This is a genomic window from Bradyrhizobium algeriense (assembly GCF_003062295.1).
GTDB classification, from domain to species: domain Bacteria; phylum Pseudomonadota; class Alphaproteobacteria; order Rhizobiales; family Xanthobacteraceae; genus Bradyrhizobium; species Bradyrhizobium algeriense.
In genome coordinates this window covers 1-655 of sequence record NZ_PYCN01000187.1, presented here as the reverse complement: position 1 = coordinate 655, position 655 = coordinate 1, and the positions used below count along the sequence as shown (strand labels likewise).

At 61.5% G+C, this 655-nt stretch carries 2 protein-coding genes; one reads left to right on the top strand and one right to left on the bottom strand.

From position 1 onward, the window contains the following. Nucleotides 1-423, bottom strand: a 423-nt coding sequence (locus tag C7G61_RS45765) for a diguanylate cyclase domain-containing protein (RefSeq protein WP_210205935.1), incomplete at its 3' end; no start/stop codon positions are given. Here C7G61_RS45765 and C7G61_RS45760 point away from each other — a divergent pair. Beyond that, the coding region (locus C7G61_RS45760; protein WP_210205934.1) for a hypothetical protein at nt 409-655 on the top strand (247 nt) is incomplete at its 3' end. The genes C7G61_RS45765 and C7G61_RS45760 overlap by 15 nt on opposite strands.

The following is a 655-nucleotide window of genomic DNA, read 5'->3' as shown; positions in this document are numbered from 1 at the left end:
CCGACGAATCCCTGTCTGAAGGATGGCAAATTCGTCGCCGCCGAACCGGGAGATCAGGTTCCTTACTTGGCCTTCGCTTGCGGGAATGCAGGCGCGCAGGCGGTCGGCTACAGCCTTGAGCAGTTCGTCGCCCGTTTCGTGGCCGAAGGAATCGTTGACATCCTTGAAGTGATCCAGATCCAGATAGGAAACGGACACCGTGCGTCCGTTCGGCTTCAAGCGTGTGAGTGCGTGTTCCAATTCGTTGCGCAGCACCACGCGATTGGGCAGGCCCGTAAGCGCATCCTGATGCGCCAGAACATGAAGCTCCTCGTGGGCTCGCCCCAGCAGCCGGTTGTGCTTGTCGAGCAGGAAGATCAGGACAACTCCGACAAGGATCAGGCTTGCCGCGATGCCGGAGAAGGCCCAGTGCAGCCGGATCAACTCCTGCTGATCCTTCTGAACGAGCGCGGCCCCGTGATTGTGCGCCACGGATGCGAGCTGTGCGAGTCTGCCCTCCAAGGGACGCAGAAGTTCAAGCGCCTTTCTGGCCGCCTCCGGATTCCGGTCGATTTCCGCGATCAAGGGCTGGGCCGCCGCGAGCGTCTCCTGGAACTCGCGGAGAGTGGCGTGATGTTCCGGATTGCGCTGGAGAAGGTCCTGGAAGCTTCCCTCG